Source organism: Acidobacteriota bacterium (assembly GCA_026707545.1).
GTDB lineage: Bacteria > Acidobacteriota > Thermoanaerobaculia > Multivoradales > Multivoraceae > Multivorans.
The window spans coordinates 2,124,129-2,148,995 of record JAPOWR010000001.1; the positions used below are offsets into that span (position 1 = coordinate 2,124,129).

Here is a 24,867-nt window from a genome sequence, read left to right on the forward strand (position 1 = left end):
GTGACAGCGAAGGCGTATCCCCAAGACGGTCCCGTTTGTGGGCTGCGCACTCAAACGGTGCCGGGGGCGCTATTCAAGATGACTCCGCATCTCCGATCTTCGGCTTCAGGCGGCCGGCCTTCAACGCCTCCAACTTCTGGAGACGCTCTCCCAGCTGCTCGAAGCCAAGCACGTTGTGCTCGGGACAAAGGCTAAAGAGGAACTTGGCAGCGTCCATGGCCCCCTTCTTGTTGTTGGCCCCGCGAGAGCAAGCCACCACGTTCCTGTAGCCGTTGTCTCCCTTCGGACGAGACAGGACAAGTCGACAACGAAGGTGCGCTCGTTCAGCTCTTTGAGCGTGTAGAAGCAGCGGCCGCCTTCCCGTTCCAGTTGCCTGCCGCCGGGGGCGTCTGCGCCCCAGCTCTTCTCGATCCGTTTCTGAAGCCACTCCTTGACCTCGGCCTCGATCCACCGCGCCACGCGCCCGGCCAGCCGGATCGGCGCTGGGAAGCGGCCCTCGGCCGACCAGCGGTAGATCGTGCTCCGCCCCAGGCTCGTCCGGGCCTGCACCTCCGAGATCCGCAGGAGGCGGATCGCCGGCTCCGCCGGCCGCTCCGCCCCCGCTCCTCTCCCGCTCGTCGTTCTGGACCCCCGCAGCGGCGCCCGGCGTCGTCGGGCGACGGGCGGGGCGCGCGCACCGTCCGCCCCGTCGGGATCGTCGATGACGCCAGGACCCGGTCCGCCGTCCTGAGCGACACCGAACGGCCCGGCGCGATCTGGCGCAGCAGGCCCGGGTCGCCCACCGCCAGCGTACCGAGCGTCGTCGGCGCCATGCCCGTGTCGTCGAGAATCCCGCTGACCCGCGTGTTGAACTACTCCTCCAGCGTTGCCGTTCCACTGCCGTTCCAGCCGCGTCATGCCCATAACGGTGAAGCGGTGATTCCAAGGGAGTCAACTCTTGGGAAGTCTCCTAAGTGTCTCTGGTGTATATAGTTATCCCAAGTTGTCCCGGGGCTTTGGCCGCCGCCACTCGCATGGCAGAGCACCTGCGCGGGGCGCCAGGGGAGGCGATGCGAAGGGGGGATTGATTCCGGCCAAACGGCCGAGACCGGGAGCGGTCGATGGGGGAAACGAGCCAGGCGGCGTAGTCAGGAGGTCCACGTTCTTCGAGGTTTGGATGTCGATACCGGGGAAGCTGGGGAACGGCACTTCCAACCTGAACTCTCTCGGAAGGTCGCTCCGCGCCAGCAACTGCGGCCAACAGCGGGCCGGGAGCGGGCGCGGCGGACCAACGAAGCGCGCGCGGACCGGTAGCTTTCCGGGTAGCGCCTTGCGATCCGATCAGTACAGCAGAATCCAACCGCGTGAGTGGACAGCCGCAGAAGACCGAGGAGACCGTATGGTCCGACCATTGACCAAACGCACCCGGACGGGAGCGCTGTACACGCGGCCCCCGGAGATCGAAATCGAGATCAGGGCCGCGCTGCGGGAAGACTGGAGGACCCTACGCCGGCGCCTGGAGATTACGGACGGCAGATCGGCGGAGCACGTCGGCTCCGAATGTCTGGTTCATCTCCTTCGGGACGCACACCGGAAAGGGGATGATCGCCGCATGGGCGCGGTACTGCAGGTTCTGCTCGGTCGCTGCGAGGCGACCCTCAAGTCGACGATCCCGGAGTCGGAACCCGGCGCCGGTGAAATGCGGGAAGCGGTGCTGGGAAGATTCACCGAGCTGCTTGCCCGCGGCTGCGTTGGTGAGCGGCCGGAGGAGCTGGACTTCTACGAGTGCAGATTCAATCGAGCCTTTCAGACCCTGCGCTTCGATGTTGTGGATCGTGAACGTCGACGTCTGGGGCGAAGAGTGCAAGTGCCACGGGCGGATGACGGGGACGGGCTCCCGCTCTCGGAGGAAGAGGGGCTCGCGCTCCTGTCCGAGGCGGGCCGGACACCGCCGACGCAGGAGCAGAGCGCACTTCTCGAGAAAGTCAAGGAAGCAATCGAGGCGTTGCCGGCGGACGAACGTAACGCGTTCGTTCTCTGCCGCTTGTACCGCTACAAGGCGGAGTCTATAGATCCGGCCGAGACCACGGCCGCCGTGCTTTGCGGGTGCACCGGCCGCACAATTCGAAACCGCCTGTCGCGGGCAGAGACGAAACTATGGCGATCGAAGGAGAAGTCATGAAGCCGATGCCATCCCTTGGCGCACAGCGGCGCGAGGCGCTCTACGCGCTCGCGATGGCCGAGAACATGCCGGATGCGGCCGTGCTCGACGAGATCGTGCGTCGATATCCACAGTTCTCGCGCGAACTGACGGAGTTCGCCGTGGAGCTTGCGCTTGAATCCCTCGTCGAGGGTGCGGCGGACGGGCCGTCGGCCGATCCAACCACGGTGAGCCCGGCGGTGTCTCGGGCCATGAGCTTGTTCCACAATCGCCTGTATGCCTTGCGCCAGGCGGGCGAAGCGGCGGTGGCAAAGTCTGCGCCGTCGTACGCTTTCATGGAGAATCCGTTGCTGGATCTGGACCGCCGGGAACTCCGAGCGGTGGCCAGGGGGATCGGTGGCAGCACGATGCTGGTCGTCAAACTGCGCGATCGGCTGATCGATCCGAACACGATCCCGGACCGTTTCAAGCGCCGCGTGTCGGACGAACTCGAGATACCGGTCGAAGTGCTGACCGCGCACCTGGAGGCCAGCCCGACGGAGACACAGGGAAGCCGCCAGTTCTACAAGGCCGACCATCGGCCCAAGCAAGGTGGGCGCCAGAGCTTCGCGGACGCCGTGAGAAGTTCGGGCCTGACGGACGAACAGCAGCGGCATCTCCTGAGTCTTTGATCCGTGGATGGTTTCGAGCCGGTCCGCGCGGCGGCCAACCGCCTCCACGAGGCGGTCCTGTCCATCGGTTGCGATCCGGTTGATCCAATGGCCCTCGTCACAACCGCAATCGACCATCTGGACCTCGAGTTGGCCTACGTGCCCGAGGGGGATCCGGCCCTCAAGAGCGCGAAAGCGCTGTTCGACGAGCAGAGCGGAACGATCTGCTGCGAGGCGTCGGGGTCGGCGTGTGACCGAGCGCTTCTGGTGGCGCACGAGATCGGTCATGCGGAGCTCCACGCTCGTTCGTCCAGCTGCGGCGCAGGCGACATCGACCCTTCCCGATCGACCGAGATGGCGCCGGTGGGGTTGCAGCGGGTCGAGGACTACGGCGCCCGCGAGCGCAGAGAGCTGCAGGCCGACGTATTCGCCCGCGAGTTCCTGCTGCCGCGGACCACGGCTGAGCGGCTTCACATGGAAGATGGTCTCGGTGCAACTCGAATCGCCCGTCTAACCGGGCTACCGCTCGCGCTCGTGCGCCAGCAGCTCTTCGACGCGCTCCTGCTCCCACGACCATCGACACCAGCGGAGCCAACCGCTCCGACTTTCCCTCCCCTCCCGGACGCATCCCAAGCGGGTGCGGTGGCGCACCGTGGGAGTCCTTTTCTCCTCGAGGCCGGTCCCGGAACAGGCAAGACGCTGGCCCTGGTGGAGCGCGTCAGTTCGCTCCTCGCTGAAGGGATCGACCCCGCCGCCATTCTTGTCGTGACCTTCTCGAACCGGGCCGCCGGCGAACTCGTGGAGCGTTTGGCGCGCGCCAACGCGGAGGCGGCCCCGCGACTCTGGATCGGCACGATCCATGCCTTTGGACTCGATCTGATGCGCCGCCACCACGATCGTCTCGGCCTTCCACCCGCTCCCACGCTGTTCGACCGCAGCGACGCGATCGAGATCCTGCAGGAAAAGCTGCCGACGCTGCCACTGGTCCACTACCGCAACCTCTGGGATCCGGCGCTGGTCCTCCGGGAGATCGTTGCGGCAATCTCCAGGGCCAAGGACGAGCTCGCGGACCCTGCGCGATACCGGTCGCTGGCCGAAGCAATGCTGGCATCGGCAACCGACAGCGAGGGACGGGCGGCGGCCGAGAAGTGTCTTGAAATCGCTGGCATCTACGAGATCTACGAAGAGGCCCTGCGTGAGAGGGACGGGGTCGACTTCGGGGACCTGGTCATGCGGCCGGCGCAGCTTCTCGAGTCGGAACCGGGCATCGCGCAGGCTACACGGCTTCGCCACCGGCACGTGCTGGTTGACGAGTACCAGGATGTCAACCGTGCGAGCGCGCGCCTGCTGCGCGCGGTCGCGGGCGACGGGAATCGCTTGTGGGTCGTTGGTGATGCGCGCCAATCGATCTACAGGTTCCGGGGCGCGTCGGGGTCGAACCTGGCCCACTTCGCGACCGACTACCCCTCCGCCGTTCGCGCTCGACTCGACGTGAACTATCGTTCGGCCGAACCCATCGTCGAGACCTTGGTGTCGGTGGCGTCTCGCATGGGCGCGTCGGAGGGGATGCTTCCGCTTGAGCTCAGGGCGCATCGGGACCGCCGTCCGGCAACATTGCGGATCCACCGACATGAGACCCCTGACGATGAGGCCGCCGGCGTGGCGGCCAGCGTGAGGGAACTCGAGGATGCCGGAGTGGCCTTGCGCCGGCAGGCGGTGCTCTGCCGCTCGAACAACCGCCTGAACGACTTCGCCGCGGCTCTCGAGGAGCGGGGTATAGCGGTGCTGCATCTCGGAAGTCTGTTCGAGCGCGAGGAGGTGCGCGATCTGCTGGCGCTCCTGAGTCTCGCCGTGGATCGCTTCGGGGACGCGCTTGTGCGCGTCGCCTCGATGCCCGGCTACGACGTGAGCCTGCAGGATGTCCACGCCGCCACCCGCCATCTGCGGTCAAACGGAGGATGGGCCCTGACGGCGCTGGAGTCGCTCGCGGAAGCCGACTGCGTCTCGGACGCGGGCGCCGCGGGTTTCAGGCGGCTTGCCGAAGACCTCACCGGGCTGAACCCGAGAGGCTCGGCGTGGGGGTTCCTGTCGTCCTACCTGCTCGACCGGACGGACTTCGTCCGCAGGCTGGCCCGTGCGACGACCGTGACGGAGAGGATGCGCGCCGTTGCCGTGTGGCAGTTCCTGAACTTCGTGCGGGAGCGGAGCCCGGCCGGATCGGGGCTGCCGATCCGGCGCACCCTCGACCGCGTCCGCCAACTCGTTCTTCTCGCCGAGGAGCGCGATCTGCGGCAGGTTCCGGCCGCGGCCCTCCACCTCGATGCCGTGCGTCTGATGACGGTACACGGAAGCAAGGGACTCGAGTTCGACGCCGTTCACGTTCCGGGACTCACGAGCGCGAGCTTTCCGACCTCGAACCGCGGGCAGCGGTGCCCGCCTCCGCCGGGCATGATCGACGGTACGGGGGGTCTTTCCGTCAAAGAAGAGTTCAAGCGATCACATGTGCACGAGGAGCAATGTCTGTTCTTCGTGGCGCTGTCTCGTGCGAGGAGCCATGTGCGCCTGCATCTGGCGCGGAAGCAGGCGAACGGAAGGAATCGCTCGCCGTCGGAGTTCCTGGGATGGCTTCCCTCAGGCCTGTTTCGCGAGGCCGGGCCGTCAGCAGCCCTTCCATCGCGACCCGGCACGGCGCGCCCGAGCACGATCGAGGTAACGCGCGGGTGCGATTGGAGCGTCACGGACAGGGGCCTTCGCGCCTACGAGAAGTGTCCGCGCCGTTTCTTCTACAAACACATCCTCGGGCTTGGTGGCGCGTGGAAGGCTACGGCGTTTTCGCGCACTCATTTCTGCCTCCATCGATTCATCGACTGGATCGGCGAGGCGCGGCGACGGCGGGAACCGACGCTCGCGGAGGCCGAGGCTGCGCTCGAGGAGATCTGGAAGGCGCGCGGACCGATCGAGCACGCGTTCTGTGACGACTACCGACGGTTGGCGTCACGCCTGGTTGCGGCCCTCGTTCGAGCAGGCGCGGGACGACGTCCCGTCGAGCCTCGACCTCTCGCGTTTGACCTGCCGAACGGTCGCGTGATTGTGGAACCGTCCGAGCTCGCCGAGTTGCCCGACGGGACGATGGCCCTGCGACGCATTCGGACCGGGAAGAAGCGCGTCGATGAGTACGACCGCCTCAGATACGCCCTGTACCAGTTCGCCGCCGACGCCCAGTTCGGCGATGCGGCTGTGGTCGACGCGCTTCACTTGACGGACGAAACCGCCGAGCGCGTGACGCTCACCAAGAGAAAACTGACCTTCCGCCGCACCAAGACCGACCGGATGCTCGGCCAGATCGCCGCCGGATCGTTCCCGCCCAATCCGGACGGGGTGGTCTGCCCGCGCTGCCCGTATTTCTTCATCTGCCCGTCGATACCGCCGGGGGCACTCGCGCTGCCCTGAACCCGCCCGTGGCCCTTCTTTCCGGGTTCGGCCTCCAGATCCGATTAGTCACGTAGAACGAGCGGGGCATGGTGCCCCTTGCTCGAATCGACGGAGGAGTCTATGAAAACCATCGACGTGTTCTATCAGGCCGAGGGACTCGGCGAGGTCAAGCATCTCGAGATCGAGACGGACGCCACCTTCGCAGTGCTCAAGGCGCGCTTGGCCGAGAAGCACGGCTTCGGCCTCGACATTCTGGTCTTTCTCGAAGACGAGGACGATTCGGTCGCCGAGCTCGCGAAGATCGCGGAGCACGCGACGCCGCAGGGATTGAAGATACATCTGCACCGCCTTCGCCAGGTGAAGGTGACCGTCACTTTCAACGGAAAGACGGTGGAGCGTCATTTCGGTCCGAGCGCCACGGTCGCCCGGGTCAAACGGTGGGCGGCCGAGAAGGAGTTCGGCCTGTCCGCCGAAGAAGCCGGAGAACATGTGCTGCAAATCGAGGGGACGCATGAGCGCCCCAGTCCGGGAACGCACGTAGGGGCGCTGAACGGCGACAAGGTGCGTGATGTGGTGGCCTTCGATCTCGTTCCGGACGAGCGCGTGCAGGGTGCGCCGCGGGGGTTCGCGTGAAGGGTCCGGACCAACGCGCTTTCGAGGCGGACGTGGCCAAGGCCGCGTTCCGCCTCGGTGAGACCGAGGGTCGCTGGCGACTGGTCGGGACCGACTGGCCGTACGCCTTCATGGCCGTTACCGCCAAGGATGACCGCGAATACGCTCTGCGCCTGGACTGCAGCGGCTACCCGCAAGCGGAGCCGACCGGCGGTCCGTGGGACATGGCCCGGAACGAGGTGTTGGCCTTCGATCAATGGCCGCGTGGGCAGGGGGGGAGAGTGTCGGCGGTCTTTCGGACCGGCTGGAAGCACGGCACGGCGCTTTACCTGCCCTGTGACCGCGAGAGCATCGCTGGGCACCCCAACTGGCGGCAGGAGATGCCGTCCAAGATCTGGCGTCCGGCTGAGGGAATCGTTCAATACCTGGAGATTGTGCATGACCTACTCCATTGCCGGGACTATGTGCCGCGTTCTGGCACCGCGGCATAGGCTGTCCTGTTCGTGGCTTGTGTGGCGGCGGCTGTGCCGACGGCTGCGCGAACGCGGGTTGGGCCGGTCGCGCGAAAGCGGTGCCTTCCTGATTGGACAGCGGCAGGGCGGGCGCGCGCGGATCTTGGATTTCGTGCTCTACGACGACCTGGATCCGCACTGCCTCGACCAGGGGTTGGTGCGGTTCGACGGGCGCTACTTCGGGGAACTCTGGGCGATCTGCAAGGCTCGCGGAGTAAGCGTGGTCGCAGACGTCCACGTCCATCCCGGCGGTGCGGGCCAGAGCACGCTGGACCGCGAGCATCCAATGATCTCGCTCCCCGGTCATCTGTCCCTGATTCTTCCGCGCTTTGCCGCCCGGCCCGTCCGTCGCCGCGACATGGGCATCTATCGGTACCTGGGCGGCAAACGGTGGGACACCGTTCCGGCATCCGAGCGAAGGTCCTTCTTCCATATCGGGCTCTAGGGGAACACGGTTGATGAACACGGCACCGCAACCCGACTCGCTGCACAGACTCGTGAAGCACGCGATCGACAGTGGGAAGGCGGAAAGCGTCGCCGAGGCGGAAGCCATGTTCCGCGGCTACCGTCTTTCGGTCGAGATAGGTCCTGCGGCAGCCGAGGAGTCCGTCAACCAGGCCACGCTGTTGACGGTGGTCGCGCTCGCCCGGCGGGTGTTCCTGGGCGGCGTGAGCGTTTGCGCGCCTCTCGGCACGGTTCTCTCGACGCCTCCGCCTCTCGGGCGAACGCTCGCCACGGCGGTGAAGACGCTCGGCGGCGAGATCGGCGTCGCCGCCCCGGGGACTCCGACCATCGTGATCGGTGGAGGGCCAGGCGGTCGGCGGGAGGGCTTCTCTATTCGGACGGCCGCCGCCGGTTGGCGGGGAGGCGTACTGCCGGTCCACTCGAGCCTGGAGCCGGCGCCCGGACCGGCGATGCCTCTGGCCGGAATGTTGTCCGCGGCACTGGCCGTGAACGAAGCGTACCTCGACGCGGACGGCATGTCGATCGCCGGTCGCCGCGTCCTGGGCCTGTCGCTATGGCAGCCGGACGCGCATGCGGATTGGCTGGTTGGAGAACCCGAGGAGCCGGAGCTGACCTATCTACCTTCGCGGCTCTGGCTAATCGGGCTGGGACACCTCGGACAAGCCTACCTCTGGGGACTCGGAATCCTCCCATACCGCCATCCCGAGAACCTGTCCCTGGTGTTGCAGGATGTGGACTTCGTCACCGACTCGACGGAGAGCACGTCGGTGCTCACGCGCGTCGAACACGTCGGCCAAAAGAAGACCCGGACCATGGCTGCGTGGGCGGACGCCAGAGGATTCGAGACGACGATCCATGAGCGGCTGTTCGATGCGGATTTCGAGCGACAGCCGTCAGAGCCTGGAGTTGCGCTGTGCGGTCTCGATAAGGCGAGTTACCGGCGCTCGCTCGACCGGGTGGGCTTTGACATGGTGATCGAGGCCGGTCTGGGAAGCGGTTACCGTGATTTCCGAACCATGCGCCTTCACACACTGCCCGGCCCTCGTCCGGCCACCGAGATCTGGAGCCCCGCAGCCAGCACCGAGACCGTCGAGGATCGGCCCGCCTACCGACGCCTGTTGAAAGAGGGCACGCTCGACCAGTGCGGGATGACGATGCTCGCCGGCAAGGCGGTCGGCGCTCCCTTCGTTGGGGCGGTCGCCGCCACCTTGGTCCTGTCCGAGATCCTGCGGCACCTTCATGGAGGGTGCGTGCACGGGATGATCGATTTGGACTTGTTGGGGCTGGATCAGCGTCGTGCCGTTCTGCACGAGCCGGGCTTCAACGGTTTCAACCCGGGATTCGCTTGGGCCAGGTAGCCGGTCCGCGCGGTCACGACCCGTATCCGTGCGCCAGACGTGCTCGTCGGGCGCCTCGGCGACCTGCAACAACGAGCAATCCGGCCAAGCACGGGCCAATACGGGCGTGTTCGTAACCGGACGCGGAAGTCCTTTCCCGGGCGACGGCAAGCGATTCGCTGAGTTCAAGGGTCCGAGCAGGGCCGGGGTCGCCGGGCATGACGAGCATGTAGTCATACACCCTCAATTGCCGTTCCCTGAAAACCAGGATCGGGCAGCTGCCAACCGGATAGCCAAGGCCCTCCGCCGCGCCGAGCTCCTCGGCAGGCAGGTACCAATCGTTCTCTGGAGATCCCACAGGAGGCTGCTGGAGCGCCAGGCGTTCCCTAGCCTCGTGGACCTGCCGGCGGACGAGATCCAGACCGCCGACCTGATGCGGGCGCTGGCGTCGCCGGGCGTCCCTCGCTCCGAGTCCGCTGAGCCCCCTCCCATCGGCCACGAACCGGACGGCGTCGCGGCGCGAATCCGTAGTCGAATTGGCGTCGAGCGCTCAGCGTGGCGGCGCCACGACGACCGACGACCCCCGGCCGACTGACCTCGCTCCGGCCCGCTCGCCCACTGAAGATCTGGGGTAACCTGCAAGTCGCGCCCCGAGTGGAGGAACTCGTGGAACCCACCGCCGCACAGCTCGAAGCCTTCCCCACCAGCGATCCCGGTGCCCTGATCGCGCGAGAGCCCCTCTACGCGACTCACACCGGTGCGTGCTTCGTCGGTGACGCACAAGACCTTCTCTCGGAGCTGCCACCCCGCTCGATCGATCTAGTGGTGACGTCTCCGCCCTACGCGCTCCACTTCGAGAAGGAGTACGGGAACGTGCCCAAGGCCGAGTATATCAATTGGTTCGCTCCCTTCGCGGCCGGCGTACACCGAGTCCTCAGAGATTCCGGCAGCTTCGTACTCAACCTCGGTGGAAGCTACAATGCAGGCGAACCAACCCGCTCGCTCTACCACTTCAAACTGCTCGTCCATCTCGTCGACACGCTAGGGTTCCACCTTGCCCAAGAGTGCTTCTGGTACAACCCGGCGAAACTGCCCACGCCCGCCGAGTGGGTCAATGTGCGGCGCGTCCGCATCAAGGACTCAGTCGAGTACGTGTGGTGGCTGTCCAAGACACCGAATCCAAAGGCGAACAACGCCAATGTCCTCGTGCCGTACAGCAAGGACATGAAACGGTTGATGCAGCGCGGACTACGGGCCACTCGTAGGCCTAGCGGCCATCACGTCACTCAGAAATTCCTGAAAGACCGAGGTGGATCGATTCCCTCCAACCTACTGGAATGGGGGAACAATGATTCCAACTCGGCCTTCATACGACGCTGCCGGGAGCTGGGGGTCACGAGTCATCCCGCTCGATTCCCACGCGTTCTTCCCGAGTTCTTCATCCGCCTGCTTACGGCTCCCGGCGACATCGTTCTCGACATATTCTCCGGCAGCAACACCACCGGCTCTGTGGCGGAACAGCTCGGCCGAGGGTGGCTAGCCTTCGAGATCGACGAGAAGTACGCACGCATCTCAGCTCTTCGCTTTGATCAAGAGATCTTGTAGGTGAACAGCGACGAGTTCCTCGCGGTTCTAGCTGGACTGTACGGCGAGAACGACTGGCCCAAGCCGCTTCACTTACTCAAGGGCTATCTTCTCGTTCGCAACGAAGGGCTAGACGCCAAGCGCGCGGCGCTTCGCGTCCGTACTGCACCCCGGTACCTCCAAGCTGTCTTGGATGCGGCGGATCCCGTTGAGGCCGCTCTCGGAGCGAACCCGGCTGAGATCGAGAGAAAGTCAAGGGTGCGGGCCTTCCGGACGCTGGGACAGCTGCTCGTGGGCCGGGCTGCAGAAGCAGCCTTCGAGACAATCTACAACGAGGAGATGGAAAGTGGAGAGATGGAGCTCCGTGATCTTCGGGAATCACGGAGCGACACTGACTATCGACTGTACAACGGAGATGGACGACCGATCTATCGGCTGAACATCAAGTTCCACGGAGCCCTCTTTGCCAACGCTCGCGCCGTCGTCGGCCTCGAACCCGAGGATTGCTTCGCTCTCGCGACCTACAAGATCCGCGGTGCGCTGAAGAAGCAGGAGGCCGAACATCTCCCCTACGTGTTCGTGGTTGTAGGCGAACGCTCGCTCACGGGCGAGCAAGTCGGAAGGCGGATTGCGGGTCACTACATCGACACGGCCGCGTTGTACTACCAGGCGCCAAAGGCGAAACGGAAGCGTGACCTTGAAGATCGGCTAGTAGAACAGGTCGCCGCAGACGAAGACTCCGTCTTCCAACACACCTACAGGGCGATCCAAAAGGCGGATTGGTACATTCTCTCCGCACGCCGGGCCGATCGTCTCCTGCACGAGTCACTCTATGAGCGCGTCTTCGCACTCAGTGTGCCGAGTTTCGCCCGGGCCTATAGCGGCGCCGAAGTCGACATGCACTTCTCGCTCTCCGCCGATCTCACACCCCTTCGGGACTTTCTCCGCACTCTGCGCAACAGTGGGCATCCGGTCGTCGTTTCGAAGCTTGAACGCGGCGACTACTGAGAGCGATCAAGGTACCTCGCCGGCACGACGCCTCGGAGTCAAGGGACTCCTGAGACCACCCCATAGACCCAAGCTTCAGCCTCCGAAGTCACCGACCGAGAGATACGCTTCTCCCGTTTGGGACGCGTGACGCCGTACGCGCTCGACAAGGTCGGCCAGCCCCAACCCGCCCCCTAACACGAGGTACAGATGACTGTGGTCCAGCAGCAACATCGGTGTCCGCTCCCCGGAAGCCTCCCGCCTTGCGACCGCTGAGTAGCCGGAAATCGAAACCAGGACACCCATCGTGTTGTCCGCTTTCGTGGTGATCTTCTTGTAGAACGAATCGATGTCGGTAGCTCGAGCCTGTCCCGTCGTGAACTTCAGCTCTACGAGGTAGGTCGTCCCCGACACCGTCAACGATCCGTCAATCTGGCGGCCCTTGTGGACGTAAGGCCTCCTGTTGTGGATTTCGCAGAAATCCAGCAAATCGTAGAACCACGTCTGGAACTCGTAGCCGGCTTTCTGTCCGCCGAGTGAGAGTGAGAGTTCGTCAAGCCGTTCCCTAAGGCGCCACAGGGTTTCCTGCGACCGGGTCGCCTTACGCTGCTGCTCGGCGAAACGCACTCGTGCTTCCTTCTTCTCCTGCTCCGACTGAATCTCCTCTTGCTGCTTCGCGTGGTAGCGCCGTAGCTGCAAGACAGCATCTCGGGCGTCCTCGAGTTTGAGCGCGGAGTCCTCCCAGTTCTTGAGGTCCGGGAAGGCCTCTTGCTCCATCAAGAAGTCGGCCATCCGCGCCAAGACCGAACGTCCGCGGCCGCTCTTCGGAAGCTCCGGAAAGAGCCGGTCAAGGAGGTCGCGCTTCGATTCGCCATCGACCCAGTTCCCAAGAAACCCCTCCGACACGCCACATTGTCTCAGGAAGCGGGCTAGGGCCTTACGTCTCCAGAACGACTTGAGACAAGCTTCGTACACCAGCGAGATGTAGTGCGGTGTGAGTCTCGTCTTCATTCCGGTTTGGGCCTGAGCTCTTGCTGCCCTTCCGACTTCGGTCGCTGGAGTAGTGCGCTCCTCGCCGGTCTGGCCAGAACTGGCAATGATCGCATAGCCCGGGCCGGGCCGCAGCTGACCTCGCTAATGCCGGCCCCTCCACCGAATCCAAGTCCACCAAGGACATCACCGCCGACTTTACCGCCCCGTCTCACCAGGCGAAGATCAGGCGGTCAGCGCGGCGGACGAGTTTGGGTACGCCGACGGCGCTGCGGCCAGCGGGCGCCGGCGCCACCGTGAGTGCTTCGCCGCTGTTCTCGTCTCGACTGACACGGCGGACTCGCAGTTCAAAGCGACCGGCTTCCGAGCGCTCGACCCAACTGACCGCGGTGCTGGCGTCCTCAAGCGCGGCGCTACCCGCCCAACCGCGCGGAGAACCGTCGTCGATTCGGATCGGATCGTCGAACCGTTGTTCGCTTGTGTTCCAGAAAGCAGCCAGTACTTTCGACTCGCCGCCGGCGGCGGTGAACCATGAGCTTGCCCCGGTTTCGTGGACACTTCCTCCTTGTAGGAGGAGGTACCCACGACGCCAAGATCAAGACCCCCGTACCCGGCAGAGTACCGGCAGCAGATGGTGGATCTGGTCCGGTCCGGGCGCAGCCCGGACCATCTAGCCCGCGAGTTCGAGCCTTCAGCGCAGTCGATCCGTAACTGGGTCAGGCAAGCGGATCGCGACGAGGGACGCCGGAGCGACGGCACGACGACGGCGGAGCGTGAGGAGTTGCGCCGGCTGCGGCGTGAGGTTCGCAGGCTGCGCGAGGAGCGGGAGATCCTGGCAAGAGCCACGGCCTGGTTCGCTCGGGAGACGGACCGGAAGGGGTCTTCCGGTTCATGAGAGCGCACCGGGCCGAGTTCCGCATTGCGACCATGGCGCGCGTGCTCGGCGTCTCCACGAGCGCGTACTAAGCCTGGCTGAAGCGGCCGCGGTCGGCGAGAGAGAAGGCGGAAAAGCGCTCTCGTGAAGCGGGTGCGGGCGATCCACGAGCGGAGCCGGGAGACCTACGGAGCACCGAGGATCCGGGCTCAGGCTTAGGGGTACGGGTAGTCGAGGTCGAGGAAGGGCAGGGCGCTCAGGACGTCCGGGGGATCGACCGGTAAAGCCCGGTGGAGGTAGGAGCCGTCGAGTTCGTCCCAACCGGTGACGCCGAGCAGGCCGAGACAGGTGACGATCTCGTGTTCGAGGATCTTGAGCATTCGCACGAGGCCCTCGCAGCCGCCGGCGGCCATGGCGATGGCTTCGAGGCGGCCGATGCCGACAGCGTCGGCGCCCAGGACCATCGCCTTGACCACGTCGGTTCCGCGCATGAAGCCGCCGTCGACGACGACCTCGGTGCGGCCGTCGACTTCCTTCACGACCTCCGGAAGGGTGTCGAGCGTGCCGCGGGTGTGGTCGAGCTGACGGCCGCCGTGGTTCGAGACGTAGACCACGTCGACGCCGTGCTCGCACGCGAGGCCGGCGTCCTCCGCGGTGGCGATCCCCTTGAGAATCAGGGGGATGTCGAACTCGTCCTTGATCCGCTTGACCAGGTCCCAGGTCATCCGCGCCTGGTAGTTCAGGGGCGCGACGCGGGTGGTCGCTTCACCGACCGATGGCGGACGCCAGCGCTTCAGCAGGTCCCGCTCCCGCCGGCTGTAGACCTGGGTATCGACGGTCAGACAGAAGCCGTTGTAGCCCGCGGCCACCGCCCGGCGGATCAGACCGCGCATCCAGTCCTCGTCGTCGGCCAGGTAGAGCTGGTACACCTTGGCTGAATCGGACGCTTCTGCCGTGCCCTCTAGCCCCGGCAGGCACACCGAGCTGACGAAGTTCATGATCCCGAACTCCTCGGCTGCCTTGGCGGCCGTGGCGCCGCCGCCTTCCTCGAACAGTTGCAGCGAGCCGATCGGCGCCAGGATGACCGGAATGCGCAGGTCGTGGCCAAGTAGCGAACCACCGGCCTCGACCTTGGAGACATCGGTGAGCACCCGCGGCCGGAAGGCCACGGAGTCCAGCGCCTGCCGGTTGCGTTTGACGCTCGTTTCCGTCTCGGCGCCGCCGACGAGATAGTCCCAGACGTTCCCGCCCAGGTTCCGGCGCGCGGCCACGACGAGTTCGTGGAGGGTCAGCGCGTTCCTTGCCGCTTCTCCCGGAGCCAAGGGGTCGTCGCGCATGTTGGGACGTCGTCTGGGATCGGTCACGGTGGCGCTCGGTTTCTTTCGGGCGGGACCCTAGCAGTCCGGGGCGACGCCTGACAGGCTAGCCGCCCCATGATCGAGGTCGACCTGCAGCGGTTCGAGCACCTGCTGGCGCGCGCGCTGGACACGCTGCCCCCGGCCTTCGCCGAACTCATCGACAACGTGGCGGTCGTCGTCGAGGAGGAACCGACCGAAGAGGATCTCCGGCTCGTAGGTCTTGATCCCGAGGAGGACGACCTCCTCGGCCTCTACCATGGCGTGCCCCTCGACGAACGCGGAGCCGGCTACAGCGCCCTACCCGACCGGGTCGTGATCTACCGCCTGCCGATCCTGTGGATCTGCGACACGGAAGAGGACGTCGTCCGCGAAGTGCGCGACACCCTGGTCCACGAGTTGGGACACCATTTCGGGCTGGGCGACGACGACATGCCGTACTGAACTGCCTTGCGTGGAACTGAGCTCCCTGTGCGTCAGCGCGGCGCGGACGCCGCGACTCTACTGCTAGGTTCGCGCCATGCCGAAAGCCGTTCCCTTCCTGGGCATCGCGGCCGGGATCGCCGCCGGCGCTCTCTTCGCGGCGGCTGGCAGCAGTCACGGCCTCGAGATCGCCGACTGGCCCGCGTTCGCTGTTCTTGTCGCCGCCGCGTACGCGATCCAGTGGATCGCCTTCGTGCCGGCCTGGTTCCTGCAGACCGAGCGCTTCTTCGATCTCACCGGAAGTCTCACGTTCCTCGCCGTCGTAGGCGGGGCGCTCGCGGTCCGCGACACGCTGGATGTGCGCTCGGCGCTCATCGCGGCGATGATCGCCATCTGGGCCCTGCGGCTCGGTCCCTTCCTTTTCCTTCGCGTCCGCAGAGACGGCCACGACCGCCGTTTCCGGCAGATCAAGCCGAACTTCCCGCTGTTCCTGATGACGTGGACCCTCCAGGGCCTGTGGGTGTCGGCTACGGCCTCCCCGGCCCTGGCCGCGCTGCTCGCGGCGGAGACCAGACCGCCGGACTGGCCACTCGCGGCGGGAGCCCTGCTGTGGCTGGCCGGGTTCGCCATCGAAGTGACGGCCGACGAGCAGAAGCGCCGCTTCCGCGCCGTGGCCGAGAACCAGAACCGGTACATCACTTCGGGGCTCTGGGCATGGTCCCGCCACCCGAACTACTTCGGCGAGATCCTGCTCTGGATCGGTATCGCCGTGATCGCCGCACCGGCCCTTCAGGGCTGGCAACTGGCGACCCTGGCCTCGCCGCTCTTCGTCTGGCTACTGCTGACGAAGATCAGCGGCGTCCGGATGCTCGAGGCGCGGGCGAACCGCCGCTGGCGCGACGATCCCGGCTACCGGGACTATGTCCGGCGCACGAATGCCCTGCTGCTCTGGCCGCCACGCCGGACTTGACGCTTCATCGCCACCTGAGAGCGGCGACCTGCCTCGCCGGCATCACGCTCAACCTGGTCTTCTGGGTCATCCTGCTGCTGCTTCTGCTGCCGGCCAAGGCGCCGCGGCGCACTCGCTCCTCGTTTCGACGCCTCGCCAACCGCATCTACCGGCGGGCGGTGCGCGTCGACAACGCCCTGCTCCGGCACGTCTCGGGCGCGACCTGGCGATGCGAAGAGCTGACGCTCGACCCGGCCAGGCCTCACATCGTCCTCGCCAATCACCGGTCCTGGGCCGACATCCTGATCGCCCAGAGCGTCGTCGCCACCCGCGGTCCGATCGTCAAGTTCCTCTGCAAGCGCGAGCTCCTCTACGTGCCCATCTTCGGCCTGATCATCCTGGCCTTCGACTTTCCCGTGCTGCGGCGGCGCTCGCGCGGGGGAAGCGACCCGGCGCATCGGCGCGAAGACGACCGCCGCCGGGTGACCGCGGCCTCCGCGGCCCTGCTCGACTCCCCCGCCGCCATCCTCTCGTTCGCCGAGGGGACGAGGTTCACCGAGGCGAAGCGCGAAGCCCTGGGCGGACCGTACGAGCATCTGCTTCCATCCAGGGCCGGCGGCCTCGCGGCGATGATCGAGGCGCTCGCACCGGGCGAGGGCACCATCGTCGATCTGACGCTCGCCTATCCGCGGGTCGTTTCGTTCTGGGAGTTCCTCGGCGGCGCGGCGGGGCCGGTGAACGTCAGATGGGAGACGATTCCGATCGCCGATGTACCACCCGAGCGCGCCCAGGAGTGGCTGAACGACCGCTGGCGCCGCAAGGACGAGCTGCTTCGAAGCACGATCTTTATGGATTTAGACTCAGATCTAGCCAACTTAAGCGAAATGGAATAAGATCTCGCGCCAGCCCCGTTCCGTCGAAGACACGACCGACCAGCGAACCGGACAGCGAGGCGACCACCACATGAGCGAACACGAAGACCGGACCGAGGCCCGAGAGCCCGACCCCAAGGCCCTGACGGCCGAGCCCACCGCATCCGAGGCGCTTCTTTCGCCGCGTACCACGGATCCCAAGCCCGAACTGCCCGTCGTCGTCCTCCGGGACATGGTGATCTACCCGGGCGTCACGGTACCGATGTCCGTCGGCCGGGCCGACACGCTGAGTGCGATCCAGGCAGCCGCGGAGAGCCCGGACCGCAGGTTCTTCGCTCTCCTGCAACGCGAGAAGAGCGACGAGACGGACCCGCTCGGGCTGCACACGATCGGTGTGATGGCAAGGGTGGTCCAGCTCCAGCAGGGGCTGGGCGGCACCCAGGCCCTGGTCCTTGGTCTCCATCGAGGCATCGCGCTGCGCATCGACAGCATGGAGGAACATCTGGTCGCTACCGTGTCGCCGGCCGAGGAGTTGATGCCGGTGGATCCGGAGGACCTGGCCTTCATCGCGCTCGACGAGGAACTACGCAACCGGGCCGCCGAGCTCGGTGAACGGGCCGGCATCCCGAGCGACGTGCTCACGAAGACTTTGCGCGGCGTCACCGATCCCGGCCGCCTTGCCGACCTCGTGGCCGGCCACCTCGAACTCCCGGCCGGCGACCATCAGTCGCTGCTCGAGACGCTCGCGGTCGAAGAACGGATGCGGCGGGTCCTGATGCTGGTCCAACGGCGGATCAAGGTGCTCGACGCCCAGCAGGACATCAACACCCAGGTCGAGGAGGAAATCGGCGACCGCCAGCGCGAGATGTACCTGCGCGAGCAGTTGAAGGCCATCCGCAAGGAACTCGGCGACGACGACGGCGCGGACGATCTGGAAGAACTGAAGGAGAGGGTCGCCGGGCTGGAGCTGCCGCCCGCCGCGAGGAAGGAAGTCGACCGCGAACTGAAGCGACTCGAGCGGATGGGCCGCGAATCGATGGAGTCCCAGGTCATCCGCACCTACGTCGACACGGTTTGCGAGTTGCCGTGGAGCGAACTCAGCGATGAGCGGCTGGACCTGGCGGACGCGGCGCGCATCCTGGAAGAGGACCACTACGGCCTCGAGGACACGAAGGACCGGATCCTGGAGTTCCTCGCCGTGCGGGTCATGCACGACCGCCAGACGCGCAGGCGCGAGCGCGACGCGGAACCCGCGGACGAGACCGCCACGGCCCGTCCCGAGGACGCCGGCGAGGGCGAGACCGACGGCGAAGCCCGGACCGATGAGCAAGCAGAGCGCAGCCCGATCCTCCTGTTCGTGGGGCCTCCCGGCGTCGGCAAGACCTCGATCGCCAAGTCGATCGCCCGGGCCATGGGCCGCGAGTACGTGAGGGTCTCCCTGGGCGGCGCCCGGGACGAGGCGGACATCCGCGGACACAGGCGCACCTACGTCGGGGCGATGCCGGGGCGCATCCTGCACGGCATGAAGCAGGCCGGCGTCAAGAACCCCGTGTTCCTGCTCGACGAAGTCGACAAGCTGGGCGCTTCGCTCCAGGGCGATCCGTCCGCCGCGCTGCTCGAGGTCCTGGACCCGGCACAGAATGGCGCCTTCATCGACCACTACCTGGGGGTCCCCTACGACCTCAGCCAGGTGCTGTTCATCGCGACCGCGAACTTCATCCAGAACATCCCGGCGCCGCTGCGCGACCGGATGGAGACGGTCGAGTTCTCGGGCTACACGGAGCACGAGAAGGAGAACATCGCCCGGCAGTTCCTGCTGCCGCGGGCCGTTCGTTCCGGCGGCCTGCTGCCGGAGGAGATCGAGGTCGGCGACGACGCCCTCCGCGAGGTGATCTCGCACTACACCCACGAAGCCGGCGTCCGGCAACTCGAACGGGAGCTCGGCCGCATGGTGCGCAAGGTGGCCCGCCGGCTCGCGTCGACGCCCGAGGACGCCGAGCCTCGAGAGGGCGACGCGACCACCCGGGTCGGCGCCAGCGAAGTCCGGGAGTTCCTGGGCCGCCCGCGGGTGCGGCCCGAACGCGCGCTGCAACGCGACGCCGTCGGAGTCGCTACCGGCATGTACTACACGCCCATGGGCGGCGACATCATGTTCGTCGAGGTCGAGACGACGAAGGGCAAGGGCCGGCTGGAACTCACGGGCCAGCTCGGCGACGTGATGAAGGAATCGGCGAGCGCCGCCTGGACCTACGCGAAGTCGCGCGCCGCGGCGCTCCAGATCCCGGCCGCTGCCTTCGAAACGGACGTGCACATCCACGTCCCCGCCGGCGCCATCCCCAAGGACGGCCCGTCCGCGGGCGTGACGATGGCGGCAGCCCTGGTCTCCGCGCTCTCCGGCCGGCCGGCGAAGGCAGGTCTTGCGATGACCGGGGAGATCACGCTGTCCGGCCGCGTCCTGCCGATCGGCGGAGTCAAGGAGAAGGTGCTGGGCGCCGTTCGCGCCGGTATCCGGGACATCGTGCTGCCGAAGCAGAACGAGGCCGATCTGGAGGATCTGCCCGACGACGTGAGGGAATTGCTGACCGTGTACGCCGTCGAGGAGTTGGGCGAAGTGCTGGCGGTGGCGCTGCCCGACGCCCGCTTCGTCGACGGCCGGCTCCTCTTCGAGGGTGACGACCCGGAACAGGTCCGGCGCCTCTCCTACAACTAATCACTGGGTGCGCGGGCCTTCTGGCCCGCGATGCAGGCGATGCCGCGAAGCGGCGAGCCCGAGTCGTCAGCCTTGGGCGCTCAGCCCAAGGCCCTGCTCAGCGCCTCCTCGTGGTAGCCCACGATGAGGGTGCGGCCCACCCGGACCACCGGCGCACGCAGGTTGCCCGTCGGTCCAAGCATCAGATCGGCCGCACCCGGTTCCGACGCGTGCAGTTCCGTCTGCTTTCGCCCCTTGGCGACGTAGAGGGTCTCCGCATCGGCGAGCAGCGCCTCCGCGTCCTCCCGGCCCAGCTTGCGACTCGCCGGCGTCCTGTCAGCGATCTCCGCGCCGCGTGCGTCCATCAACTTGGACGCTCTCTTGCAGCTCGTTCACCCGTTGCGGTGGTAGTACCAGTCAACTTTGCCCATGCGTTTTCTCCTTGAAGGGGGGGTGAGCAACTCTAGCGCGCCGGGACGCTCATGCCGGCGGCTCGTCGACTTCCCAGTCCTCGTTCACCCGCCGGCCATAGTAGGGGTAGTAGTCCCAGGGCGCGGGGAGGCCCAGGGCCCGCGGATCGCCGGTCTCGGCCAGGTGATCCATGAGCCGATCGCGCAACTGTCCGACAAGCTGCTGCGCGGCGGGCTCGCCCGCCTGGTTGTTCAACTGCCCCGGATCGCTCGCCAGGTCGTAGAGCTCGTGCTCCGGCCGAGTACCGAAGGACAGCTCGGCCAGATGGTCGATCCCGGGCTCGCCCCGCGAGTCCATCATCAGGGTCTTCGTCGGCGAGGAATCGATCTCGCCATAGGGGATGCCCCGGGCGCAGTCCTTCGCGTTCGGCGAACCGGACGGCCACCGGGTGGGCTCGAAGTTGCGGATGTACAGGTGGCTGTTGGTGCGGATCGCCCGGCAGGGATAGCCCTTGCCGCCACGGCGGCAGCCATCGTGCCGTTCCATCGCAATGAAGGCGGCGTCGCGCCCCGGCTCCACGCGGCCGCTCGCCGAAGACTCAAGGAGCGGCAGAAGGCTGCTCGCCGTCATCTCGGCCGGCGCCTCGAGGCCGGCGGCCTCGAGGAAGGTGGGCGCCAGGTCGCTCAGGCTGATGAAATCGTCCACGACCCGTCCCCCGGGAATGCGATCCCCCCAGCGCACGGCGAACGGGACCCGGGAGCCGTAGTCGTACAGGCTGGCCTTGGCGCGCGGAAACGGCATGCCGTGATCGCTGGTCACGACGACCAGGGTGTTCTCAAGCTCGCCCGCCTGTTCAAGGAGCTCGAGTGCGGCTTCCACTCTTGTATCGAACCGCTCCACCTCCACGTAGTAGTCGAGGATGTCGTCACGAACGATCGGATGATCGGGCAGGTGCGGAGGAACATCGACCTTCGCCGGATCCTTGCCCGACTCCTGCCCCGATCCCGCCGTGTAGGGCCGGTGCGGGTCGTAGCTGCCCAGCCAGAAGCAGAACGGCCGGCCCTCGTCCCGCGAATCGAGGAACTCCTCGAAACTCCCGAACCGGTCCCCGGCGGGGTTCCGCGTCCTACCGCCCGGTTCCAGCCGTCCCGGTCCCCAGCCCTTCAGGGTGTGGCCGATGGCGTAGCCGACCTGCTCCAGCATCTCCGTGTAGGTGGCGAACTTCGCCGGCAGGGTGCTGTGGATGTTCCCGGCCTCCTCGAGGCGCCAGATCGGCTGACCAGTTACCAGCGCGCTCCGCGAAGGCCCGCAGGTCGGTGCGTCGCAGAAGGCGTGCGGGAAGAGAACCCCTTCACCTGCGACCCGGTCGAAGCCCGGGGTCGAGACCACGGGATCGCCTCCAGCTCCGGTGTGGAGCCAGGACTGGTCGTCCGAGATGCAGAGCAGGATGTTGGGCGCTCCGCCCACCTGAGGTCGCCCGGCGGGCAGCGCCGCCGCGCTCAGCATCGCGGCGGAGGAAGCCAGGAAGGTACGGCGGGTCTGCTTCACACGACGACTCTAGCGAGCCAGCCCTATAGTAGGGCGGTCCTCGAACCCCGGGAGGCAGCATGCTCAGGTTCCCATTCGCTGCACCGCTCATCGCCCTGTCGGTGCTCGTCGCGACGCCGGCGCTAGCGCAGGACCGGCCTCCCAACATCCTCTTCATCGCCGTCGACGACCTGAACGACTGGGTTGGCCACCTCGGCGGTCACCCGCAGGCCAGTACGCCGAACATCGACCGGCTGGCCCGCCGGGGCGTCTCGTTCACGAGGGCCTACACCCCCGCGCCCCTCTGCAATCCCTCTCGCGTCAGTCTGCTGTCGGGCGTGCTGCCGTCGAACTCCGGCGTCTACGGCAACGGCGAGCGGTTCCGCGAGAAGCTTCCCGACGCGGTAACCCTGATGCAGCACCTGAAGGCGCACGGCTACTCGGCGCAGGGCGGCGGCAAGATCTTCCACGGAAGGAGCGCCGGTGATCCGGCATCCTGGGACGACTACTACACGCCGCCGCGGCCGACGGGCCTTCGGCACATCGGCGAGAGACAGGAAGGCGTGCCGGAGTCCGCGTGGGCGCCCTGGGGACCGCTCGACGTGGACGACTCCGAGATGTTCGACGTCCAGGTCGTCGACTGGGCGATCGGCGAGCTGCGGCAGCAGCACGACAGGCCCTTCTTCCTGGCCTGCGGCTTCACCAAGCCCCACCTGCCCTGGTACGTGCCGAGGAAGTACTTCGACATGCACCCGCTCGAAGGCATCGAGTTGCCGGAAACGCTGGACGACGACCGGGACGACCTCCCCGCGTTCGGAAAGAAACTCGCCGCGGAGGTGTACGCGGTCTCGAACTCCCGCAACCACAGCACCCACGGCGAGGACCACGCGATGGTGCTGAAGCACGACCAGTGGCACCGGGCGGTGCAGAGCTATCTGGCCACGATCACCTTCGTCGACACGCACGTCGGTCGGCTGCTGGACGCCCTGGACGAGAGCGAGCACGCCGGCAACACGATCGTCGTGCTCTGGGGCGACCACGGCTGGCACCTCGGCCAGAAGCAGCACTGGCGCAAGCACGCGCTCTGGGAGGTGGCCACCCGCACAACGCTGATCATCTCGGCTCCCGCCGGAGTAGAGCGCGGCACCCTCTGCCCGCGCCCGGTGAGCCTGATCGATCTCTACCCGACCCTGGTGGAGCTCTCCGGACTCCCCGGTCGCAGCGGACTGGACGGCCAGAGCCTGGCGCCCCTTCTCGAGAATCCCCGGCAGGACTGGCCCCGACCCGTGCTGACGACCTACGGCTACCGGAACCACTCCGTCCGCACCGACCGGTGGCGCTACATCGAGTACCACGACGGCGGCCGGGAACTCTACGACCATGACGCCGACCCGCACGAGTGGACCAACCTGGCGCCGCTGGCGGAGTACGCCTCGGTGGTCGAAGAACTCGCGGGGTTCCTTCCCAAGACGAACGCCAGATAGCGCCGGGCTTCCGGAGCCCTGTGGCATCATCGGCCCTTCATGCCCCCTGAAGGCCCCGAAGGCGTTCTCGACCAAGCGGCGAGGCCGGCCCAGCGCTACCTCGTACCCGAGGGAGTGAAGCGCTTCGATCCCCGGCGCTGGGCCACGGAACCGCCGCAGGACGCACCCCGCCACAACGAACTGCGCAAGTTGCGCCGGCGCGCCGTGCGCGATATCAGCCGCCAGCAGCGGCTTCTCTACGCCGAGAACCGCCACGCGCTGCTTCTCCTCTTTCAGGCGATGGACGCCGCCGGCAAGGACAGCACGATCAACGCCCTGCTCACCGGCGTCAACCCGGCCGGGTGCCAGGTGTTCAACTTCAAGCAGCCTTCGAGTGAAGAGCTCGATCACGACTTCCTGTGGCGCACCGCCCGCAGCCTGCCCGAACGCGGTCGGATCGGCGTCTTCAACCGCAGCTACTACGAAGAGGTCCTGGTTGTCCGCGTCCATCCCGAACTGCTGCAGAAACAGAACCTGCCCCACCTGGACCCCAACGGGCTGTGGCAACAGCGCATGGAGTCGATCGTCGAGCACGAACGCCACCTCGCGCGCAACGGCACCGTCATTCTGAAGTTCTTCCTGAACATCTCCCGCGACGAGCAGAAGGCGCGTTTCCTGCGGCGCCTCAACCGCCCCGACAAGCACTGGAAGTTCGCGATCAGCGATGTCCGCGAACGCGGGTTCTGGAACGAGTACATGAGCGCCTACGGCGAAGCGATCCGTGCGACCAGCAAGAGCTGGGCGCCGTGGTACGCAATTCCCGCCGACAGCAAGCCGTACATGCGGTGGGTGGTGGCGGACATCGTGCGCGACGCCCTGGCCCGGCTCGACCTCCACAACCCGGAACCCTCGCTCGCCGATCTGGCCATGTTCGACGAGATGCGGCGCCAATTGGAGAACGACTAGCGCCTCGCGTGAGACCACGCTCGGCTATCATCCGCCGCCTACACATGCTTTGAATCCGGAAGCTCTCTGCACGCTCCGAACGACACGGGTCCCGACGGGACCGGAAAGGCCACCATGACCCCCGAAACTGGGAAACTCCGCAACTACCTCCTGCTCGCGCTCGCCGCCGCCCTGCTCGCCCTCGGCTGCAGCGCCTACGGCGCGCCGGCCATGCCCGCCGCCGTCGGATCCTGGAACATGTCGATCGAGACGCCTCTCGGCACCCAGACACCGACCATCGACGTGACCGGCGACGCCAGCGGCCTGATGGTGGCGATGGCCTCTCCGGACGGCTCGGTGGAAGCCACCGACGTCACGTTCGGCGAGGACGGCTCCCTGGGCTTCACCGTCGTCGTCCCCGCCGGTGGGCAGGACCTCACCCTGGTCTTCTCCGGCATGGTCGACGGCGACTCGCTGACCGGCACGTTCGCTACCGACTTCGGCGACATGGAAGCGACCGCGACCCGCGCCGTCGACTAACCGAAACCCAGTCGCGCAAGCCGGCTGATCCAGCCGGCTCAGCTGATCCGGGTCAGGGCCGGAGACGGCTCCGACCTCGTTTGCGCTGTGTCCGCGACGCCGGCTGACAG

At 66.6% G+C, this 24,867-nt stretch carries 23 protein-coding genes and 1 pseudogene; 18 read left to right on the plus strand and 6 right to left on the minus strand.

Going from position 1 to position 24,867, the window contains the following annotated elements; genetic code table 11:
• Positions 1 to 73: 73 nt before the first annotated feature.
• Positions 74 to 217, minus strand: a complete 144-nt coding sequence (locus OXG83_08320) for a hypothetical protein (GenBank protein MCY3965029.1) — start codon at positions 215 to 217, stop codon at positions 74 to 76.
• 191 nt (positions 218 to 408) lie between these two features.
• A pseudogene (locus tag OXG83_08325) lies at positions 409 to 573 on the minus strand (AlpA family phage regulatory protein).
• 817 nt (positions 574 to 1,390) lie between these two features.
• On the opposite strand from OXG83_08325, the gene OXG83_08330 reads away from it, so the two are divergent.
• From OXG83_08330 to OXG83_08375, 10 genes are all read left to right on the plus strand, one after another.
• Complete coding sequence (locus OXG83_08330) at positions 1,391 to 2,161, plus strand: hypothetical protein (protein ID MCY3965030.1); 771 nt, start codon at positions 1,391 to 1,393, stop codon at positions 2,159 to 2,161.
• Positions 2,162 to 2,214: 53 nt separating this feature from the next.
• The gene (locus OXG83_08335) at positions 2,215 to 2,811 is read left to right on the plus strand and encodes a hypothetical protein (GenBank protein ID MCY3965031.1); all 597 of its coding nucleotides are present in this window, start codon (positions 2,215 to 2,217) and stop codon (positions 2,809 to 2,811) included.
• Positions 2,812 to 2,898: 87 nt separating this feature from the next.
• The gene (locus OXG83_08340; protein ID MCY3965032.1) at positions 2,899 to 6,240 is read left to right on the plus strand and encodes an ATP-dependent helicase; all 3,342 of its coding nucleotides are present in this window, start codon (positions 2,899 to 2,901) and stop codon (positions 6,238 to 6,240) included.
• 102 nt (positions 6,241 to 6,342) lie between these two features.
• Entirely contained in the window at positions 6,343 to 6,855 is a 513-nt protein-coding gene (locus OXG83_08345; GenBank protein ID MCY3965033.1) for a hypothetical protein, read from the plus strand.
• A gap of 32 nt (positions 6,856 to 6,887) precedes the next feature.
• On the plus strand, positions 6,888 to 7,325 hold the full coding sequence (locus OXG83_08350) for a hypothetical protein (GenBank protein ID MCY3965034.1): 438 nt from the start codon (positions 6,888 to 6,890) through the stop codon (positions 7,323 to 7,325).
• 124 nt (positions 7,326 to 7,449) lie between these two features.
• Entirely contained in the window at positions 7,450 to 7,791 is a 342-nt protein-coding gene (locus tag OXG83_08355; protein MCY3965035.1) for a hypothetical protein, read from the plus strand.
• Between the two features lie 13 nt (positions 7,792 to 7,804).
• Positions 7,805 to 9,169: a thiamine biosynthesis protein ThiF gene (locus tag OXG83_08360; protein MCY3965036.1), complete on the plus strand. Its 1,365-nt coding sequence runs from the start codon at positions 7,805 to 7,807 to the stop codon at positions 9,167 to 9,169.
• A 373-nt stretch (positions 9,170 to 9,542) separates the two neighbouring features.
• On the plus strand, positions 9,543 to 9,743 hold the full coding sequence (locus tag OXG83_08365) for a hypothetical protein (protein MCY3965037.1): 201 nt from the start codon (positions 9,543 to 9,545) through the stop codon (positions 9,741 to 9,743).
• A 59-nt stretch (positions 9,744 to 9,802) separates the two neighbouring features.
• Positions 9,803 to 10,753, plus strand: coding sequence for a site-specific DNA-methyltransferase (locus tag OXG83_08370; protein MCY3965038.1), 951 nt, complete (start codon positions 9,803 to 9,805; stop codon positions 10,751 to 10,753).
• Positions 10,754 to 11,740, plus strand: coding sequence for a hypothetical protein (locus OXG83_08375; protein MCY3965039.1), 987 nt, complete (start codon positions 10,754 to 10,756; stop codon positions 11,738 to 11,740).
• Between the two features lie 75 nt (positions 11,741 to 11,815).
• Here the strand turns inward: OXG83_08375 and OXG83_08380 are convergent, their stop codons facing one another.
• Entirely contained in the window at positions 11,816 to 12,730 is a 915-nt protein-coding gene (locus OXG83_08380; protein ID MCY3965040.1) for a hypothetical protein, read from the minus strand.
• 610 nt (positions 12,731 to 13,340) lie between these two features.
• Between OXG83_08380 and OXG83_08385 the strand changes: the two genes are divergently transcribed.
• Positions 13,341 to 13,604 carry a transposase gene (locus OXG83_08385; protein MCY3965041.1) on the plus strand — a complete coding sequence of 88 codons (264 nt, stop codon included), beginning with the start codon at positions 13,341 to 13,343 and terminating at the stop codon, positions 13,602 to 13,604.
• A 194-nt stretch (positions 13,605 to 13,798) separates the two neighbouring features.
• Here the strand turns inward: OXG83_08385 and OXG83_08390 are convergent, their stop codons facing one another.
• Positions 13,799 to 14,947, minus strand: coding sequence for an alpha-hydroxy acid oxidase (locus tag OXG83_08390; protein ID MCY3965042.1), 1,149 nt, complete (start codon positions 14,945 to 14,947; stop codon positions 13,799 to 13,801).
• Positions 14,948 to 15,016: 69 nt separating this feature from the next.
• On the opposite strand from OXG83_08390, the gene OXG83_08395 reads away from it, so the two are divergent.
• From OXG83_08395 to lon, 4 genes are all read left to right on the plus strand, one after another.
• The gene (locus OXG83_08395) at positions 15,017 to 15,382 is read left to right on the plus strand and encodes a metallopeptidase family protein (GenBank protein ID MCY3965043.1); all 366 of its coding nucleotides are present in this window, start codon (positions 15,017 to 15,019) and stop codon (positions 15,380 to 15,382) included.
• A 76-nt stretch (positions 15,383 to 15,458) separates the two neighbouring features.
• Positions 15,459 to 16,331: a DUF1295 domain-containing protein gene (locus OXG83_08400; GenBank protein MCY3965044.1), complete on the plus strand. Its 873-nt coding sequence runs from the start codon at positions 15,459 to 15,461 to the stop codon at positions 16,329 to 16,331.
• Complete coding sequence (locus OXG83_08405; protein MCY3965045.1) at positions 16,328 to 17,203, plus strand: acetyltransferase; 876 nt, start codon at positions 16,328 to 16,330, stop codon at positions 17,201 to 17,203. Before OXG83_08400 ends, OXG83_08405 begins: the two co-directional genes overlap by 4 nt.
• 70 nt (positions 17,204 to 17,273) lie before the next feature.
• Positions 17,274 to 19,892 (plus strand): endopeptidase La, encoded by a 2,619-nt coding sequence (lon, locus tag OXG83_08410; GenBank protein ID MCY3965046.1) that lies wholly within the window; start codon positions 17,274 to 17,276, stop codon positions 19,890 to 19,892.
• Between the two features lie 80 nt (positions 19,893 to 19,972).
• Here lon and OXG83_08415 read toward each other — a convergent pair whose 3' ends face one another.
• Positions 19,973 to 20,236 (minus strand): ArsC family (seleno)protein, encoded by a 264-nt coding sequence (locus tag OXG83_08415; GenBank protein MCY3965047.1) that lies wholly within the window; start codon positions 20,234 to 20,236, stop codon positions 19,973 to 19,975.
• A gap of 115 nt (positions 20,237 to 20,351) precedes the next feature.
• Positions 20,352 to 21,830, minus strand: a complete 1,479-nt coding sequence (locus OXG83_08420) for a sulfatase (protein MCY3965048.1) — start codon at positions 21,828 to 21,830, stop codon at positions 20,352 to 20,354.
• A 59-nt stretch (positions 21,831 to 21,889) separates the two neighbouring features.
• Here OXG83_08420 and OXG83_08425 point away from each other — a divergent pair, with 59 nt between their 5' ends.
• The 3 genes from OXG83_08425 to OXG83_08435 all read left to right on the plus strand — a co-directional run bounded on the left by OXG83_08425 (position 21,890) and on the right by OXG83_08435 (position 24,757).
• Positions 21,890 to 23,293 (plus strand): sulfatase, encoded by a 1,404-nt coding sequence (locus OXG83_08425; protein ID MCY3965049.1) that lies wholly within the window; start codon positions 21,890 to 21,892, stop codon positions 23,291 to 23,293.
• Positions 23,294 to 23,332: 39 nt separating this feature from the next.
• On the plus strand, positions 23,333 to 24,238 hold the full coding sequence (locus OXG83_08430) for a polyphosphate kinase 2 family protein (protein MCY3965050.1): 906 nt from the start codon (positions 23,333 to 23,335) through the stop codon (positions 24,236 to 24,238).
• Positions 24,239 to 24,352: 114 nt separating this feature from the next.
• Positions 24,353 to 24,757, plus strand: coding sequence for a hypothetical protein (locus OXG83_08435; protein ID MCY3965051.1), 405 nt, complete (start codon positions 24,353 to 24,355; stop codon positions 24,755 to 24,757).
• Positions 24,758 to 24,867 lie beyond the last annotated feature (110 nt).

Excerpts from the sequence above, each read along its gene's own strand:
- OXG83_08320 (MCY3965029.1), bottom strand. The coding sequence starts at position 217 with ATGGACGCTGCCAAGTTCCTCTTTAGCCTTTGTCCCGAGCACAACGTG.
- OXG83_08335 (MCY3965031.1), top strand. The coding sequence starts at position 2,215 with ATGGCCGAGAACATGCCGGATGCGGCCGTGCTCGACGAGATCGTGCGT.
- OXG83_08340 (MCY3965032.1), top strand. The coding sequence starts at position 2,899 with ATGGCCCTCGTCACAACCGCAATCGACCATCTGGACCTCGAGTTGGCC.
- OXG83_08345 (MCY3965033.1), top strand. The coding sequence starts at position 6,343 with ATGAAAACCATCGACGTGTTCTATCAGGCCGAGGGACTCGGCGAGGTC.
- OXG83_08360 (MCY3965036.1), top strand. The coding sequence starts at position 7,805 with ATGAACACGGCACCGCAACCCGACTCGCTGCACAGACTCGTGAAGCAC.
- OXG83_08380 (MCY3965040.1), bottom strand. The coding sequence starts at position 12,730 with ATGAAGACGAGACTCACACCGCACTACATCTCGCTGGTGTACGAAGCT.
- OXG83_08385 (MCY3965041.1), top strand. The coding sequence starts at position 13,341 with ATGGTGGATCTGGTCCGGTCCGGGCGCAGCCCGGACCATCTAGCCCGC.
- OXG83_08395 (MCY3965043.1), top strand. The coding sequence starts at position 15,017 with ATGATCGAGGTCGACCTGCAGCGGTTCGAGCACCTGCTGGCGCGCGCG.
- OXG83_08400 (MCY3965044.1), top strand. The coding sequence starts at position 15,459 with ATGCCGAAAGCCGTTCCCTTCCTGGGCATCGCGGCCGGGATCGCCGCC.
- lon (MCY3965046.1), top strand. The coding sequence starts at position 17,274 with ATGAGCGAACACGAAGACCGGACCGAGGCCCGAGAGCCCGACCCCAAG.
- OXG83_08415 (MCY3965047.1), bottom strand. The coding sequence starts at position 20,236 with ATGGACGCACGCGGCGCGGAGATCGCTGACAGGACGCCGGCGAGTCGC.
- OXG83_08425 (MCY3965049.1), top strand. The coding sequence starts at position 21,890 with ATGCTCAGGTTCCCATTCGCTGCACCGCTCATCGCCCTGTCGGTGCTC.
- OXG83_08430 (MCY3965050.1), top strand. The coding sequence starts at position 23,333 with ATGCCCCCTGAAGGCCCCGAAGGCGTTCTCGACCAAGCGGCGAGGCCG.
- OXG83_08435 (MCY3965051.1), top strand. The coding sequence starts at position 24,353 with ATGACCCCCGAAACTGGGAAACTCCGCAACTACCTCCTGCTCGCGCTC.